This is a genomic window from Streptomyces sp. NBC_00224, from assembly GCF_041435195.1.
Lineage (GTDB): Bacteria > Actinomycetota > Actinomycetes > Streptomycetales > Streptomycetaceae > Streptomyces.
Genome location: NZ_CP108106.1, coordinates 4303805 through 4319663 on the forward strand (window position 1 = coordinate 4303805; position 15859 = coordinate 4319663).

Annotated in this window: 13 protein-coding genes; 6 read left to right on the forward strand and 7 right to left on the reverse strand. The window is 71.5% G+C overall.

Annotated elements, in window-relative coordinates:
• The first annotated feature begins 109 nt into the window (after positions 1-109).
• The gene (locus OG965_RS18980) at positions 110-1657 is read left to right on the forward strand and encodes a CehA/McbA family metallohydrolase (protein ID WP_371653276.1); all 1548 of its coding nucleotides are present in this window, start codon (positions 110-112) and stop codon (positions 1655-1657) included.
• 185 nt (positions 1658-1842) lie between these two features.
• On the opposite strand, the gene OG965_RS18985 is transcribed toward OG965_RS18980, so the two are convergent.
• The 6 genes from OG965_RS18985 to OG965_RS19010 all read right to left on the reverse strand — a co-directional run bounded on the left by OG965_RS18985 (position 1843) and on the right by OG965_RS19010 (position 8870).
• Positions 1843-3303 (reverse strand): aldehyde dehydrogenase family protein, encoded by a 1461-nt coding sequence (locus tag OG965_RS18985; protein ID WP_371653277.1) that lies wholly within the window; start codon positions 3301-3303, stop codon positions 1843-1845.
• Positions 3300-5042, reverse strand: coding sequence for an amidohydrolase family protein (locus OG965_RS18990; RefSeq protein WP_371653278.1), 1743 nt, complete (start codon positions 5040-5042; stop codon positions 3300-3302). The genes OG965_RS18985 and OG965_RS18990 overlap by 4 nt, the downstream gene beginning before the upstream one ends.
• 310 nt (positions 5043-5352) lie before the next feature.
• On the reverse strand, positions 5353-6480 hold the full coding sequence (locus tag OG965_RS18995; RefSeq protein WP_371653279.1) for an LLM class flavin-dependent oxidoreductase: 1128 nt from the start codon (positions 6478-6480) through the stop codon (positions 5353-5355).
• 124 nt (positions 6481-6604) lie between these two features.
• Positions 6605-7390, reverse strand: coding sequence for an SDR family NAD(P)-dependent oxidoreductase (locus tag OG965_RS19000; protein ID WP_371653280.1), 786 nt, complete (start codon positions 7388-7390; stop codon positions 6605-6607).
• An 11-nt stretch (positions 7391-7401) separates the two neighbouring features.
• Entirely contained in the window at positions 7402-8307 is a 906-nt protein-coding gene (locus tag OG965_RS19005; protein ID WP_371656984.1) for an LLM class F420-dependent oxidoreductase, read from the reverse strand.
• Positions 8308-8462: 155 nt separating this feature from the next.
• Positions 8463-8870, reverse strand: a complete 408-nt coding sequence (locus OG965_RS19010) for a PaaI family thioesterase (protein ID WP_371653281.1) — start codon at positions 8868-8870, stop codon at positions 8463-8465.
• Positions 8871-9054: 184 nt separating this feature from the next.
• Here OG965_RS19010 and OG965_RS19015 point away from each other — a divergent pair, with 184 nt between their 5' ends.
• The 4 genes from OG965_RS19015 (at position 9055) to OG965_RS19030 (ending at position 11061) form a co-directional block, all read left to right on the forward strand.
• Positions 9055-9318, forward strand: coding sequence for a hypothetical protein (locus tag OG965_RS19015; RefSeq protein WP_371653282.1), 264 nt, complete (start codon positions 9055-9057; stop codon positions 9316-9318).
• A complete protein-coding gene (locus OG965_RS19020; RefSeq protein WP_371653283.1) occupies positions 9299-9817 on the forward strand; it encodes a DUF6879 family protein in 519 nt (172 codons plus the stop codon). Before OG965_RS19015 ends, OG965_RS19020 begins: the two co-directional genes overlap by 20 nt.
• Before the next feature lie 12 nt (positions 9818-9829).
• Positions 9830-10678 carry a helix-turn-helix domain-containing protein gene (locus tag OG965_RS19025; protein WP_371653284.1) on the forward strand — a complete coding sequence of 283 codons (849 nt, stop codon included), beginning with the start codon at positions 9830-9832 and terminating at the stop codon, positions 10676-10678.
• Between the two features lie 119 nt (positions 10679-10797).
• Positions 10798-11061 carry a hypothetical protein gene (locus tag OG965_RS19030; protein WP_371653285.1) on the forward strand — a complete coding sequence of 88 codons (264 nt, stop codon included), beginning with the start codon at positions 10798-10800 and terminating at the stop codon, positions 11059-11061.
• A 19-nt stretch (positions 11062-11080) separates the two neighbouring features.
• Here OG965_RS19030 and OG965_RS19035 read toward each other — a convergent pair whose 3' ends face one another.
• Positions 11081-12298 carry an amidohydrolase family protein gene (locus tag OG965_RS19035; RefSeq protein ID WP_371656985.1) on the reverse strand — a complete coding sequence of 406 codons (1218 nt, stop codon included), beginning with the start codon at positions 12296-12298 and terminating at the stop codon, positions 11081-11083.
• A 378-nt stretch (positions 12299-12676) separates the two neighbouring features.
• On the opposite strand from OG965_RS19035, the gene OG965_RS19040 reads away from it, so the two are divergent.
• A complete protein-coding gene (locus OG965_RS19040; RefSeq protein WP_371653286.1) occupies positions 12677-15643 on the forward strand; it encodes a BTAD domain-containing putative transcriptional regulator in 2967 nt (988 codons plus the stop codon).
• The last annotated feature ends 216 nt before the right edge of the window (positions 15644-15859 follow it).

The window sequence follows — 15859 nt, forward strand, 5'->3', positions numbered from 1 at the left end:
ACCACTCAACCGCCGCCCCTTGCCTCGCAGTTCACTCGCGCGTACGACTGTGGGCGGACACGCACACCCACCGACAGGCACCCCTTCCATCCCGCTGGGAGCACACGCCATGACCGGATCCGAGGACAGAGCCCCTGAAGACAGCAGGGCCGACAGCAGAGCCGACCGGACCATCGGACGGCGCGGACTGTTCGTGACGGGAGCCGCCACCGCGCTTACGTTGGGAACCGTGAGCTTCGCGAACGCGGCCCCCGGCAGCGACGGCGGCGGCGCCCCCGGCGAACGGACCCGGGTCGTCACCGGCACCCTGCCGCCCGGCGCGCCCGACTTCGTCTATCTGCCGGTGGAGGTCCCGCGCGGGGTGCGCGAGATCGCGGTGTCGTACGCGTACGAGAAGGCGACGGTCCCGGCGGGCACCCAGAACAACGCCCTGGACATCGGCGTCTTCGACGAGCGCGGCACCGAGCTGGGCGGCCGGGGCTTCCGGGGCTGGTCGGGCGGCGCCCGCACCGAGTTCTTCATCCGCGCGGACGCGGCGACCCCCGGCTACATCCCCGGCCCGGTGCGCGCCGGGACCTGGCACATCGCGCTCGGCCCGTACACGGTCGCGCCCCAGGGCCTGCCGTACAGGGTGACGATCACCCTGAAGTCCGGCGAGCGGGGCAGCACGCCCGCGCCGGTGTACCCGCCGACCCGGGCCAAGGGGCGGGGCCGGGCCTGGTACCGGGGCGACTGCCACCTCCACTCCTGGTACTCGGACGGCAAGCGCACCCCGGCCGAGATCGCCGCGCTCGCGCGGGCGGCGGGCCTGGACTTCATCAACACCTCCGACCACAACACCCACGCCTCGCACCCGGCGTGGGAGGGCCTGTGGGGCGACGACCTGCTGATCCTCACCGGCGAGGAGATCACCACCCGCAACGGGCACGTACTGGCCCTCGGCGTCGACCCGGGCACCTTCGTCGACTGGCGCTACCGGGCCCGCGACAACCGCTTCGGCCACTTCGCCCGCGAGATCCGCCGCGCCGGGGGCCTGGTCGTCCCGGCCCATCCGCACGCCACCTGCGTCGGCTGCAACTGGAAGTTCGGGTTCGGCGAGGCGGACGCGGTGGAGGTGTGGAACGGCCCGTATACGCCGGACGACGAGGTCTCGCTGCAGGAGTGGGACAACACGTTGGCGGTGGCCGGGCGTTCGGGTGGTCGCTGGGTTCCCGCGATGGGCAACAGCGACGCCCACCGCGACCCCGACCGCATCGGCGGCCCCCAGACGGTCGTCCTCGCCGACGACCTGTCCCGGGAGGCGATCCAGGCGGGCCTGAAGGCGGGCCACTCCTATGTGGCGGAGTCCTCGGCCGTCTCCCTCGCCTTCACGGTGTCGGGCGGGCGGGGCGGGCACGCGGGCATCGGGGAACGGTTGCGGGCGGCTCCGGAGGAGCCGGTGACGGTGCGGGTCGAGGTGACCGGTGCGGTGGGCTGCACGGTCGCCTTTGTCACGGACCAGGGGACGCTGTTCACCGCGCCGGCGGGGGCGGTGGAGTGGCAGACGACGGCGTCGTACGCGACGTACGTACGGGCCGAGGTCCGGCATGCGCCGGTCGTGCCTGGTCTGCCCGGACCGCTGGCGGCGTTCACGAACCCGGTGTTCCTGGGCGACTAGGGGTTCGGCCGGGTCGGTTGTCCGTCGACTGCGGGCCGGTGGTGGGCTGGTCGCGCAGTTCCCCGCGCCCCTAAAAATGCCGCTGCGCGGCAATCCCCCTGGGCGCCCCGAAGGGGCGCTCTTAGGGGCGCGGGGAACTGCGCGGCCAGCCCCCACCGGGCCCGCAGATGACGCACTCGGAAGTCCTAGCCGGGCCAGACGATCGCCTGGAGCTCGCTGTACGCGTGCAGGGCGTACGAGCCGACGTCACGGCCCACCCCGCTGTGCTTGAAGCCCCCGAACGGCGCCTCCATGTTGCGGCCGACCGTGTTCACCCCGACCCCACCCGCACGCAGCCGACGCGCGACGCGGAAGGCGCGGGCCACGTCGCCGGACCAGACATAGTCGAGGAGGCCGTAGTCGCTGTCGTTGGCGAGGGCCACGGCCTCCTCCTCGTCGTCGAAGGGGACCACTGCCACGACGGGCCCGAAGATCTCCTCGCGGACCACCCGCATGTCGTTGGTGCAGTCGGCGAGGAGGGTCGGGGCGACGTAGAACCCGCGCTCCAGCGGCGGCCGTTCACCGCCCGCGACGACCCGCGCACCCTCCTTGCGGCCGAGCTCCACGTACGACTCGACGCGGTCGCGGTGCGCGGCCGAGATCATCGGCCCCACCACCGTTCCCGCCACCGCCGGGTCGCCCACCTTCAAGTGGGCGATGTAGGCCGCGAGTTGCTCCACGAGGCGGTCGTGTACGGACCGGTGGACCAGGACCCGGGTGGGGGCGGTGCAGATCTGGCCGCTGTAGAACGAGAACGTGGTGCCGATGCCCATCACCGCCGACCCCAGGTCCGCGTCCTCGAAGACGATCGCCGCGCCCTTGCCGCCGAGCTCCATGAGCTGGCGTTTCATGCCCCGGCCGCACACCTCCGCGATGCGCTGCCCGACGGCGGTGGAGCCGGTGAAGCTGACCATGTCGACGTCCGCGGAGTCCACGGCCGCCTCCCCGACGGCCGGGGCCGAGCCGGTGACCACGTTCACCACCCCGCTCGGCACCCCCGCCTCCGCCAGCGCCTCGGCCATGCGGAAGACGGACAGGGGGTCCTGGGGGGCGGGTTTGACGACCACCGTGTTGCCCATGGCGAGCGCGGGCGCGACCTTGCCGACCGGGTTGGCCCAGGGGTTGTTGTACGAGGTGATACAAGTGACCACCCCGACGGGCTGCCGGACGGCGACGGCCCCGAAGACGCCCGCCCGCCCCATCGGCCCTGCCTCGTTGATCTGCGGCGGGACGGCGCTCTCGACGGGCTCCAGGGCGCCCTTCGCGTACCGCCGGAAGCGGGCCGCGCCCACCGCGACCTGCATCCCGCGCGCGGTGGCGGTGGTGGCGCCGGTCTCGGCGCGGGCGAGTTCGGCGTACGGGGTGAACTCGCGCTGGATGACGTCCGCCGCTCGGTCGAGGATCGCGGCGCGCTCCTCGGGGGCGGTGCGGGACCAGCCGTCGAAGGCCTCCCGGGCGGCGGCCGCCGCCGCGTACACCTGCGCGCGGCTCGCCTCGGGGGCGAGCCCGACCACCTCCTCGGTGGCGGGGTCGAGGATCTCGTAACGCCCGCCGTCGGGTTCGACCCACTCGCCACCGATGAACAACTCGGGCTCATACAGGCTCACTTGACGGACACCGTCCTCGTGTCGCGGCCGGAGCGCAGGACCGTGCCCGGCACCGCGCCCGTCACCACGTCGTCGCGGATCGTCTCGACGCCGTTGACGCGGACCGAGACGACGCCGATCGCCTTGGAGTCCAGGCGCGGGCTGTCGCCGGGCAGGTCGTGGACGAGGGTGGCCGGGCCCGCCTCGATGCGCTCGGGGTCGAAGAGGACGAGGTCGGCGTGGTACCCCTCCTCGATCCGCCCCCGCTCCCGCAGCCCGAACAGCCGCGCCGGGTCGTCGCTGAGCATCTTCACCGCCTGCTCAAGGGGGACCAGTTTGCGGCCGCGCAGACAGTCCCCGAGGAAGCGCGTGGTGTACGGGGCGCCGCACATCCGGTCCAGATGGGCGCCCGCGTCGGACCCGCCGAGCAGGACGTCCTCGTGCTGCCAGGTCTCCTGGCGCAGGGCCCAGCTGGCCGGGTCGTTGTCGGTCGGCATGGGCCACAGCACCGTCCGCAGCCGGTCGTTGGCGCAGATCTCGACCAGGCAGTGGAAGGGGTCCTGGCCGCGCTCGGCGGCGATGTCGCGCACCACGCGGCCGGTGAGCCCGGCGTTGGCCTCGGAGTAGGTGTCCCCGATGACGTACCGCCCGAAGTCGGCGAGCCGCCGGAAGACCCCGGCCTCCTTGCTTTCGGCGCGGCGCAGCATCTCGGCGCGTACGCCGTCATCGCGGAGCTTCGCGATCCGCTCGGGGACGGGGAGGTTGAGCACTTCCCCCCAGCCCGGGATGAGGTTGAGGGCGCAGAAGGTGCCGAGCGACATGTTCATCGGGGTGAGGATCGGCATGGTCAGCGCGACGATCCGGCCGCCGGCCCGGCGGGCTCGCTCACTCGCGGCGAGCTGGCGCGGGACGCGCTCGGGGACGGCCGCGTCGATGGTGAGGACGTTCCAGTTGAGGGGCCGCCCGGCGACGGAGGACATCTCGACGAAGAGGTCCATCTCCTCGTCCGAGAACTGGTCCAGGCACCCGGCCACGATCGCCTCGATCTGGGTGCCCTCGTGCTGCCCGACCGCCTTGGAGAGGGCGAGGAGCTCGGCGGGCCGGGCGTGCCGGGAGGCCACGGGGTGGCCGTCGCCGTCGGAGTGGGTGGACGACTGGGTGGTGGACAGACCCCAGGCCCCCGCGTCCATGGCGTCGTGGAGGAGGCGCAGCATCGCGTCGAGCTGCTCGGCGGTGGGCTGCCCGCCGACGGCCTGCGGACCCATGACGTATCGGCGCAGGGCGCAGTGCCCCACCATGAACCCGGCGTTGACGGCGATGCGCCCGTCCAGCGCGTCCAGATACTCCCCGAACGTCGACCAGCCCCAGTCGACACCGTCCTCCAGGGCCTTCAGCGCCATGCCCTCCACCCGGGCCATCATCCGCCGGGTGTAGTCGGCGTCCTCCGGGCGGTCGGGGTGGAGGGGGGCGAGGGTGAAGCCGCAGTTGCCGCCGGCGACGGTGGTGACGCCGTGGTTCATGGAGGGCGTGGCGTACGGATCCCAGAACAGCTGGGCGTCGTAGTGGGTGTGGGGGTCGACGAAGCCGGGGGCGAGGACGAGGCCGTGGGCGTCCTCGCTGGTGCGGGCGCTTTGCGGGGCGAGGGTGTTGGGCTCGGCGATCTCCGCGATGCGGCCTTCGTGGACGGCCACGTCCGCGGTGTAGGCGGGGGCGCCGGTTCCGTCGACGACGGTCGCGCGCCGGATCAGGTGGTCGAGCATGCTGTCCCTCTCTGCCGGCTCCTCCGGAGCGTGGGTGTGCCCCGGCCGGGGGTCACACGCGGCGGGCCGCCGCCGGGTGGCCTCCGGCCGGGGTGGACGGGGCCAACGGTCCGGGAAGACGCGACCCCGTGCTTTTTGTTCTGGCCCGGTGTTTGTCTGCGGGCCGTCGTGGGCTGGTCGCGCAGTTCCCCGCGCCCCTGAGGGGGTTGCGGTCGCCGGGGTTGCGGCAGGGATCGCCCCGCAGGGGCGCTTTTAGGGGCGCGGGGAACTGCGCGACCAGCCACCCACCACCCGCAGCCAAACAGTTCGCTCAGGCGCCCGCAGCCTCGCGGAATCGGGTCGTACGGTGCACCGGATCCGTATCGATCTTCGGAATCACATGCTCCCCGATCAGCCGGATCGTGTTCATCGTGTCCTCGTAGGGCACCCCGATCGGCAGCCCGAACGACAGCTGATCCGCCCCCGCCTGCTCCCACCGCTTGCACTGCCGCGTGACCTCGTCCGGGTCGCCGCAGATCATCAGCTCCTCGGCGATGAGGAGTTCGATGATCTCGGTCGTGTACTCGGGCAGCAGCTCGGGCCACTCCGGCACACCGTCGGGCCGCGGGAACGTGTCGTGGTAGCGGAACACCAGCGACTGCAACCGGTTCAGCCCGCCCGCCGCGGCAATGGCCACCGCCTTGTCGTGCGTCTCCGCACAGATCGCCGTCGACGTCACCATCACGTTGTCGTTGACGAAGTCGGCGATCGGCTCCGCCTCCCGTATCGCCGTCTTGTACTGCTCCAGGACCCACTCCATGTCCGAGACCTTCTGGACGGAGAAGCCGAGGACGCCCAGGCCCTTCTTGGCGGCCATGGCGTACGACGACGGGGACCCGGCCGCGTACCACATCGCCGGGTGCGACTTCCCGTACGGCTTGGGGAAGATCTTGCGCGGCGGCAGCGACCAGTGCTTGCCCTGGAACCCCACGTACTCGTCCTGGAGCCACATCTTGGGGAACTCCGCGATGGTCTCCTCCCAGATCTCCTTGGTGTGGTTCATGTCGGTGATGCCCGGCATGAACCCCAGGATCTCGTGGGAGCCCGCGCCCCGCCCGGAGCCGAACTCGAAGCGCCCCTCGCTGAGGTGGTCGAGCATCGCGACCTTCTCCGCGACCTTGACCGGGTGGTTGACCGGCGCGAGCGGGTTGAAGATGCCCGAGCCGAGGTGGATGCGCTCGGTCGCGTGGGCGAGGTAGCCGAGGAAGACCTCGTTGGCCGACAGGTGCGAGTACTCCTCCAGGAAGTGGTGCTCGGAGGCCCAGGCGTACTTGAAGCCGGACTTGTCCGCCTGGATGACGTATTCGGTCTCCTCCATGAGCGCGTGGTGCTCCGCCTGGGGGTCGACCGACGAGCGTGCCACGGGCACGTATCCCTGTACAAACAGTCCGAATTCCAAGGAGGTTCACCGTCCCTGTCAACGTTTCTGACGCATCGTCAGATGTATGCGATACGGCGACTGTTCCACCGGTGTCCGACGTCGTCAATACCTGACGCCAAGTCAGACATGGCTCAGCAGCGGCTCAGAAAAGGCTCACCCCGGCCAGCCAGCCCCCGTCGATCACGAACGGCTGGCCCGTGATGTACGCGGAGTCCTCGCTGGTCAGGAAGAGCGCGAGCGCCGCGACCTCCTCCGGCCTGCCTATCCTCCCCAGCGGCACCAGCCGCTTGTAGAGCTCGGCCACCGCCTCCTTGGCCTCCTCGGGGTCGGCCGTCGGGTCGAGGGCCGCCGGGTTGGTCATCGGGGTGTCCACGGCCCCGGGGCACACCGCGTTCACCCGGATCCCCTTCGCCGCGAGCTCCACCGCCGCGACCCGGGTGAGGCCGAGGATGGCGTGCTTGGTGGCGGCGTACGCGCCGACGTACGCCATGCCCGTGAGCGCCGTGTACGAGGCGGTGTTGACGATGGTGCCGCCGCCGGCCGCCTCGATCTCGGGCGCCGCGTACTTGATGCCCAGGAAGGCGCCCACCTGGTTCACCTGGATGATCTGCTGGAACTCCTCCAGAGGGGTGGCGACGAGCTCGTTGAAGCGGAGGATGCCCGCGTTGTTGACGAGCCCGTCGAGATGCCCGAAGGCCTCCTTGGCGAAGGCGACGGCGGCGACCCACTCCTCCTCCCGGCTGACGTCGAGATGGACGAACCGCGCCGACTCGCCGCCCAGTTCCTTGGCCACGGCCTCGCCCTGGTCGTCCAGCACGTCCGCGAGGACCACCTTGGCGCCCTCGGCCGCGAAGAGCCGCGCCTCCTGCTCGCCCTGCCCGCGCGCCGCGCCCGTGACGAGGACGACCCGCCCGTCCAGCTTGCCCATGTCCGTACTCCCTACGTGAGGTGAGGGGCCACATCTGCGGCGAACGCCGCGATCTGGTCGATGAGTTCGGCGCGTCCGCGCGAGCGGAAGCGCAGCTGGACCTGGTGGACGCCGAGCGCGGCGTACTCGCGCAGGGAGTCGGCGAGGGCGTCGGGCTTGCCGCTGAGGGTGCGGCGCCCGAGGTCCCAGCGCGCCTCGCCCACGTACAGCGGTTCCGCGATGGCGCCGACGCAGAACGGCCCCTCGATGCCGTTCCTCTCCCGCAACTCCCTGATCCGGGCTATCTGGTGCGGCAGCTTGTCGCGGGGATCGCCCTGCGGCAGCCAGCCGTCGCCGCGCAGGGCGGCGCGCCGGACGGCGGCGGGCGAGGACCCGCCGACCCAGATGGGCACGCGCTCCTGGGCGGGCCGAGGCCGCTGCCCGAGGCCTTCGAAATGGAACCTCTCCCCATGGAACTCGGGGAACTCCTCCGGCCCCAGCGCGGCCCGCAGCGCGTCGACGGTCTCGTCGAGCACGGCCCCCCGGTGCGCGAAGTCGGCCCCGAGGACCTCGAACTCCTCCTGTACGTGCCCGGCCCCCACACCCAGGACCAGCCGGCCGCCGCTGAGGTGGTCGAGGGTCGCGTACTGCTTGGCGGTGAGGAGGGGGTGGCGCAGGCCGACGACTGCGACGTGGCTGAGGAGGAGGGTGCGGGTGGTGATCGCCGCGAGGTAGGCGAGGGTGGCGACGGGGTCGTACCACGTGGTGCCCATCGCGCCCGCGAGTCGGCGGGGGATGGCGACGTGGTCGCAGGTGGCGAGGTAGTGGAAGCCGGCCCGGTCGGCGACCCGCGCGATTTCGGCGAGGTCGTCCGGGGTCGCGCCGGCTTCCCAGGGTTCGGCGTAGAGGGTGCTCTGGGACTGGATGGGGAGCTGCATCCCGTACACGAGCGCGTGCGCTGGCACCGGGCCTCCTTGGCGTGGGCGGACCGTACGTACACCTGACGGCCCGTCACGCAACCGCCGCGTCCAGCTTGCTATCTGACGTACCGTCAGGCAAGGCCGGGGACGCGGGGCATCCTTGGCATCCGGGACTACCCCAAGAGGGCGTAGACGGTACTGGCCCGGGCGGCGGGCTCGTCCGCGCCCTCGGCGGTGAGGGTGATCTCCGCGAACGCCATGCGCTTGCCGAGCTTGGTGACGCGCGCGTCGACGAGTACGTCCGCGCCGACGACGGCCCGCTGGAAGCTGGTGGACTGCTGCACTGTGGTCATGGGCCCGTAAGTGCCCCGGGCGGCGGAGACGGCAATGACGGTGGCGGTATCGGCGGCGGCCATCATGGCCTGCCCCGACATCCCACCCCCGTCCCGCGCGAGCCGCGCATCCCATGGCAGCCGCAGCACGGCATGCGCGGCGCCGACCTCGACGACGCCGAGGTTGAGGTCGAGGACCCAGGGGGCGAAGTTGTCGGCGAGGATCTGCTGTGCGGCTTGGGGGGTCATGGGGAGGATGGTGGCGGGGGTAGGGGGGCGAGGCAAGTCGCACGGGACAAGGCAGGGCCAGGGGAATCCGGCCACGCACGCCGCTGGACGCGCCGGGTCATACCTCAATGCGCTCTTGTGCCGCCCGTTCAGAGGAAAGAGGCTGATGCACACCCGTGCAACCCATTGAGTAGCGGGAGTTGGCATGGCCTTGAAGTTCCTCGGGATCATTCCGAATACCCCGATTGACGACTCACCCACGATCTGGCTTCACGAAGAGACAGGGGACCTCCTGATCCAGTCGTACAAGGCGACTGAGCAGGAGGTGAAGGATTGCCAGGAAATCGGTTCGATCCCTGGCCACTCCACGGCCGTGCCGGATCACGAGACGATCGTCCGGCTCCCCGCCGTCATGCTGAAGTACATCCCGCGACCCGAAGGCGGCGCCGGTGAAGTACCCCGTACGTGAGGGGCTGGCCCGGGCTCGGCACTCCGCCGCGCATCTGGAGATGCGTGACAGCTACACGCCGGACGACCCGGAGTTCGCCCGCTGGCGCGCGGGCCACCGGTACCACGGCGATCCGACGAAATTGCCAGACTGGTGGGAGACTTGGCGCAGCCTTGTGGAGCTGACGACAGCGCGTGGCGTCATGATGCGAAGGGCGCGGATCGTCTCGGAGCCGGTCACGGACTACATCCGGTATGAGCACGATCTGACGTTCGCCAACGTTGCAGCCGGTGAGTTGGTCCGCTGGCTGCCCCGGCGCAGGGCGGCCGACATCGCGCTGCCGGCCACCGACCTGTGGATGTTCGACGGAACGTCGGTGCTGTTCACCTACTTCTCGGGCGCCGGGGAGGTGGTCGACCGGGAGTGGAGCACCGAACCCGCCGTCGTGGAGCTGGTGACCTCGTCGTTCGAGATGGTGTGGGAAAGAGCCACGCCGCACGAGGATTACCGGCCCCGCTGACCCATCGGACTCATGGCTCTCTCACCCTCATCAAGCGCCCAGCAGGCCCGACAGGCTCTAGCGACCCGGCTCGCCGAGCTCTGCCGGGACGCCGGACTCACCGGACGGGATCTGGCCCGGCAGTGCGGGTGGTCCGCCGCCAAGTCTTCGCGCATCATGAACGCTCGTACGCCCCCGTCGGCCGACGACATCCGAGCCTGGTGCCGAGCCACTGGTACCGAGGATCAGACGGACGATCTGCTCGCTTCCCTCCGAGCCGTTGAAGGCATGTGGGTCGACTGGCGTCGAATGGAGCGAGCCGGACTTCGGCGTGCCCAGGCAGCCGTCTTGCCCCTGTTCGAGCGGACGAAGCGGTTCCGGTCGTACTCGTCGTGGCTGGTACCCGGATTGCTCCAGACATACGGCTACACGGAAGACGTCCTGCGGGCCGTACAGCGGCGGCGGGTCCAAGTGGACGACGTCGCGGATGCCGTCGCTGTGCGGATGGAGCGCCAGCGCGTACTGCACGAAGGGAACCGCCGCTTCGCCTTCCTGATCGAGGAGTCGGTGCTTCGGAACGGACTCGGGGACGCGGACACACAGTTCGAGCAGCTTGAGCACTTGTTGACGATCGGCTCACTGCCCAATGTCAGCCTGGGAGTGGTCCCCGTCCGCCTCGGCCGCTCACGTATGCCCGTGGAAGGCTTCTGGATTTTCGACACGGCGCAGGTCAACGTCGAGCTGATCTCCGGCCATCTCACCCTCACGCAACCCAGCGACGTGAAGGCCTATGCCGAAGCGTTCGCCACTCTGGCCGACATGGCGGTCCACGGTGCGAGGGCCCGTGGGCTCATCACGGCAGCCATGCACACGCCGAGGTAATCGGCGTGCAACCGTGTGCAATCGCCTGGTCGTTGGGGTTCCCGCGCCCCTAGCGTGGCCGCCATGGGACCACGCGAAGGCGCGGCCAGGATGGCACGACTGACAAGGATCGGTGCGCGATGAAGATGCGGGAGTGGCGGGAAGGCTGGGACAGAGCGGCGGCGGCCGCCTCGACGCTCGCGGAGGCGTTCCGGGCAGCCGGGGCCACCGAGGGCCAGGTAAACCGGCTCCGGCCCACGGTCAGCGGCAAAGGGACGCCGTGGGTCGATGTCGGAATGGTCCCTGCGTCCCTGGCGGTTCGGATCGCCGAGGCCATGCGGGCCGGAACGGCGCTCGAAGCGGTCGGCACCGAAACTCCTGCGCGCTCCGGCCTGCGCGCCTAGGGAAGGGCCGACGCACCCCCTACGGCGCCCAAAGCCCATCCGCCCCCAACGACAGCAGCTCAATCGCATTGCCCCGAACAATCCGCTCCACCACATCCCCCCGAAGATGCGCCATCTGCGCCTCCCCCACCTCCTTCGACTTCGGCCACGTGGAGTCCGAGTGCGGGTAGTCCGTCTCGTACAGGACGTTGCCCACTCCGATCGCCCCCAGGTTCCGGAGGCCGAACGCGTCGTCGAAGAAGCAGCCGTAGACGTGCTCGGCGAAGAGTTCGGACGGGGGGCGGTGGACCTTGTCCGCCACTCCGCCCCAGGCGCGGTTCTCCTCCCACACCACGTCCGCGCGCTCCAGGATGTAGGGGATCCAGCCGATCTGGCCCTCCGCGTACATCACCCGCAGCCGCGGGAAGCGTTCGAACTTGCCGCTCATCAGCCAGTCGACCATCGAGAAGCAGCAGTTGGCGAAGGTGATCGTGGAGCCGACGGCCGGGGGCGCGTCCGCCGATGTCGAGGGCATACGGGACGACGAGCCGATGTGCATCGCTATCACCGTGCCCGTCTCGTCGCACGCCGCCAGGAACGGGTCCCAGTAGTCGGTGTGGATGGAGGGGAGGCCGAGGTGCGGGGGTATCTCGGAGAACGCCACCGCACGTACGCCCCGCGCCGCGTTGCGCCGTACCTCCGCCGCCGCGAGTTCCGCGTCCCAGAGGGGGATCAGGGTCAGGGGGATGAGGCGGCCGCCGGCCTGCGGGCCGCACCATTCCTCCACCATCCAGTCGTTGTACGCCTGTACGGAGAGGAGGCCCAGCTCGCGGTCGGACGCCTCCGTGAACGTCTGGCCGCAGAAGCGCGGGAAGGTGGGGAAGCAGAGCGCCGACTGGACGTGGTTGACGTCCATGTCCGCGAGCCGCTCCGGGACGCTGTACGAGCCCGGCCGCATCTGCTCGTACGTGATCACTTCCAGGCGGATCTCGTCCCGGGAGTAACCGACCGCCGTGTCCAGCCTCGTCAGGGGGCGGTGCAGGTCCTCGTACACCCACCAGTCGCCGATCGGGCCCTCGTCCCCCGGCGCGCCCATGACCGGCGCGAACTTGCCGCCGAGGAAGGTCATCTCCTTGAGGGGGGCGCGGACTATGCGCGGGCCCGAGTCCCGGTACTTCGACGGGAGCCGGTCCTGCCAGACGTGCGGCGGCTCCACCGTGTGGTCGTCCACCGAGATGATCCTCGGGAAGCTCTCCACGGTCTCCACAGTCTTCATGGTCTCCATGGCTCTTCACCGTAGCCCTGATCTGACGATCCGTCAGCTGTCTGTGCGAGTGCGCTTCGGCCGCTTCATCGCTCGATCCCGGCCAAAGCCCTGGCTGATCCGAACGCCTCGACCCCCGCACACCGGTCACACCTCGGCCACTCACCCGTCACTCCTCGGCCATTCGCCCCCCACTCCCCGCCCCACGACGCCTGTCCGTCCCCCGGGCAGGGTCGTGGACACGCACTGGCGACCTGTAATGAAAGTGTGCAGAGGCCCTGTGCGGAGCGTCACCCGTAGCTGACGCGCATGCCATGGACAGGGCAGACTGGCACGGGCATTACCAGCGCTACGGGGGCACAGGGGGTCGCTATGGACCGAAACGGCGAGCCGCGCATTCCGGAGCAGCGGGCTCCGGTTCTGGCAGCGGACGCCGGCCAGGCCGCGGACACCACCGGCCTGCGCTTCGGCGTGCTCGGACCCGTCCGCGCGTGGCGCGGGCCCGACGCCCTGCCGTCCGGGTCGCCGCAGCAGCGCGCCCTGCTCGCCGCGCTGCTGCTGCGCGACGGCCGCACGGCCACCGCCGCCGAGCTGATCGACGCCATCTGGGGCGACGAGCCGCCCTCCCAGGCCCTGGCCGCGGTACGGACGTACGCCTCGCGGCTGCGCAAGGCCCTGGGGCCGGGCGTCCTGGTGAGCGAGTCCGGCGGCTACGCCATCCGGCTCTCCTCCGGCGTCCTCGACCTCGCCACCGCCCAGGAACTGGCCGCCGAGGCCGAGAAGGCGCGGGCCGCCGGGGACCAGGCCAGGGCGCGCGAGCTGCTCAGGACCGCGCTCGCGCTGTGGACCGGCGAGCCGCTCGCCGGGATCCCCGGCCCGCACGCGGACACCGAGCGGACCCGGCTCGTCGAGTGGCGCCTCCAGCTCACCGAGGCGCGGCTCGACATGGAGCTGGACGCCGGGTGCCACGCCGAGGCCGTCTCCGAACTGACCGCGCTCACCGCCGCGTACCCGCTGCGCGAGCGACTGCGGGAGCTCCTGATGCTCGCGCTCTACCGCAGCGGACGCCAGGCCGAGGCCCTCGCGGTGTACGCGGACACCCGCCGACTGCTCGCCGACGAGCTCGGCGTCGACCCGCGCCCCGAGCTCTCCCGGCTCCAGCAGCGGATCCTCCAGGCCGACGAGGACCTGGCCCGGCCCGCCGAGGCGCCCGCCGCCCCGGCGCCCGTCCGTGCGGCCCAACTCCCGGCCTCCGTACCCGACTTCACCGGGCGCGTCTCCTTCGTCCAGGAGCTGTCGGCGCGGCTCGCCACCGCCGACACCACCGTCATGGCCGTCTCCGCGCTCGCCGGGATCGGCGGCGTCGGCAAGACGACGCTCGCCGTGCACGTCGCCCACACGGCCCGCCCGCACTTCCCCGACGGCCAGCTGTACGTGGACCTCCAGGGCACCTCGCCGCGCGCCTGCGAGCCGGAGGCGGTGCTCGGCGCGTTCCTGCGGGCGCTCGGCACCCCCGACACGTCCATCCCCGACTCGCTGGAGGAGCGCGCGGCGCTGTTCCGCTCCACGCTCGACGGCCGCCGTGTCCTCGTCCTGCTCGACAACGCGCGCGACGCCGCGCAGGTGCGTCCCCTGCTGCCCGGCACGGCGGGCTGCGCCGCGCTGGTCACCAGCCGGATCCGGATGCTGGACCTGGCCGGGGCGTATCTGGTCGACCTGGACGTGATGTCGCCGGAGGAGGCCCTCCAGCTCTTCACCAAGATCGTGGGCCAGGAGCGGGTGAGCGCGGAGCGCCAGTCGGCGCTCGACGTCGTGGCCGCCTGCGGCTTCCTGCCGCTCGCGATCCGTATCGCCGCCTCCCGGCTCGCCTCCCGCCGCACCTGGACCGTCTCGGTCCTCGCCGCCAAACTCGCCGACGAGCGGCGCCGCCTGGACGAGCTGCAGGCGGGCGACCTCGCGGTCAAGGCCACCTTCGAGCTCGGCTACGGCCAGCTGGAGCCCGCCCAGGCCCGCGCCTTCCGGCTGCTGGGCCTGCCCGACGGCTCGGACATCTCACTGGCCGCGGCCGCCGCCGTACTCGACCTGCCGCTCCAGGAGACCGAGGACCTGCTCGAATCCCTCGTGGACACCAGCCTGGTGGAGTCGGCGGCTCCCGGCCGCTACCGCTACCACGATCTCGTACGGCTCTACGCGCGTGCATGCGCCGAGCGCGACGAGGACCCGCCGTCCGAGCGGGCCCCCGCCATGTCGCGGCTGCTCGACTTCTATCTGGCCACGGCCGCCCGGGTGTACGCGATCGAGCGGCCCGGCGACCGGCTGGTGGAACACCTGGCGCCGACCCAGTACCCGGGGCTGCCGTTCGCCGACGGGCACGCGGCGGTGGACTGGCTGTACGCGGAGGCCAACTGCCTGCTGTCGTGCGTCCACCAGTGCGCGGGCGACCCCGCGCTGCTGCGGCGCGCGGTGGACCTGCTGTGGGCGGCGAAGGACCTCGCCGAGTCGGGGGCCAACTCGCGGCAGTACGAGACCACCGCCGTCGCCGTCCGCGACGCCGGGCACGAGAGGGACGACGCGAGCGCCGAAGCGCGGGCCCGGCTCGCGCTGTCCACCGTGCTGCTCGTCTCCGGCCGCTTCGAGCAGGCCGACGAGGAGGCGCGGCTCTCCTCGCTGCTCGCCAACGAGGCCGGTGACCCGATGCCGGCCGGGGCCGCGCCCAACGACCGCGGGATCATCGCGTTCTACCAGAACCGCCACGCCGACGGCGAGCGCTTCCTCCAGGAGGCGATCGACAACTACCGCGCCGACGGCAACCGGCCGGGCGAGGCGAGCGCGCTGTGCAATCTGGCGCGGATCCACGTGAACATGGGCCGTACGTCCAGCGCCGTCGAACTCGCCCAGCGCGGGCTCGACATCTTCAGCGAGATGGGCCTGGCCCTGCGGGTCGCCAACGGCCGCTTCGCACTGGGCATCGCGCTGACGAGGGCGGGCCGCCTGGACGACGCCCTGTCCCAACTGGGCCAGGCCCTCCAGGTCTTCCAGGACAACCGCCAGCGCCTGTGGGAGGGCACCACCCACTTCCGTATCGCCGAGGCCCACTTCGCGGCGCGGCGCCCGGCCCGGGCGGCCCAGCACGCGGAGCAGGCGCTGGCGCTGCGCTGCATCGGCGGCGAGTGGATGCGCGGCAACGTCCTGACGACGCTGGGCCGCGCCCTGGACCAGCTGGGCCAGGCCGACCGGGCCCGCGCGTGCTGGCGCGAGGCGCTGGCCATCTACGAGTCGACGGGCGCGGCGGAGGCCAAGGACGTACGGCAGTTGCTCAGCCCGATGGCGGCGGCGTAGCGAGTCGGCGCAGCGAGACTTTCCCCTGTTCGAGGGGGCTTTCGCCGTACGCGGAACCGTAGGCACGTCGGTGACTGTCCAAGCTGTTGCCGACGCCGTTTAGCCATCGTTTATCGCCCCTCGGCACTCTCTTACTCAACGATCCGCCGCGTCGGGGGGCAGGCGGGTCGACGGTGGGCCTCCCCGCTAATGTGGACGGCCCTTGAAGTGCCCGTC

Coding starts and splice junctions, on each gene's coding strand:
- OG965_RS19005 (WP_371656984.1), bottom strand. CDS start 8,307: ATGCAGCTCCCCATCCAGTCCCAGAGCACCCTCTACGCCGAACCCTGG.
- OG965_RS19000 (WP_371653280.1), bottom strand. CDS start 7,390: ATGGGCAAGCTGGACGGGCGGGTCGTCCTCGTCACGGGCGCGGCGCGC.
- OG965_RS18990 (WP_371653278.1), bottom strand. CDS start 5,042: ATGCTCGACCACCTGATCCGGCGCGCGACCGTCGTCGACGGAACCGGC.
- OG965_RS19015 (WP_371653282.1), top strand. CDS start 9,055: ATGGCCTTGAAGTTCCTCGGGATCATTCCGAATACCCCGATTGACGAC.
- OG965_RS19030 (WP_371653285.1), top strand. CDS start 10,798: ATGAAGATGCGGGAGTGGCGGGAAGGCTGGGACAGAGCGGCGGCGGCC.
- OG965_RS19010 (WP_371653281.1), bottom strand. CDS start 8,870: ATGACCCCCCAAGCCGCACAGCAGATCCTCGCCGACAACTTCGCCCCC.
- OG965_RS19040 (WP_371653286.1), top strand. CDS start 12,677: ATGGACCGAAACGGCGAGCCGCGCATTCCGGAGCAGCGGGCTCCGGTT.
- OG965_RS19025 (WP_371653284.1), top strand. CDS start 9,830: ATGGCTCTCTCACCCTCATCAAGCGCCCAGCAGGCCCGACAGGCTCTA.
- OG965_RS18980 (WP_371653276.1), top strand. CDS start 110: ATGACCGGATCCGAGGACAGAGCCCCTGAAGACAGCAGGGCCGACAGC.